Below are 354 nucleotides of genomic sequence, written 5' to 3' on the forward strand. Positions count from 1 at the left end.
ACCCCACCGCCATCCCCTCAGCCGCCGCCAACCCGAACCCCTCCACCCTCGAGGTCGACAAGAACACATCATGCTGCCGCAACAACTCCGGGACGTCACCGCGCTGCCCCAACAACCTCACCCGATCCCCCACATCGAGTTCCGTGATGAGTGTCTCGATCTCGGCCCGGTCCGGCCCCTCGCCGACGATGCTGAGGCTTGCCCCGTCGATGGCCGCCACGGCGCGAACTGCACGGTTGATGTCCTTGTTGCGGTTGTCCAGACTCGCCACGATGATGACCCGCCTCCCCCCGGACCGCTCCGCAACCGGCCCCGTCACCAGACCATCACTGATCCCATTCGAGATCACCGGCA

1 protein-coding gene is annotated in these 354 nt (G+C 66.1%); it reads right to left on the reverse strand.

Features of this window, described 5'->3' with window-relative positions:
• The coding region (locus EII34_RS15795; protein ID WP_185711409.1) for a glycosyltransferase at nt 1-354 on the reverse strand (354 nt) is incomplete at both ends.

This window comes from Arachnia propionica (genome assembly GCF_003859805.1).
Taxonomy (GTDB): Bacteria; Actinomycetota; Actinomycetes; order Propionibacteriales; family Propionibacteriaceae; genus Arachnia; species Arachnia propionica_C.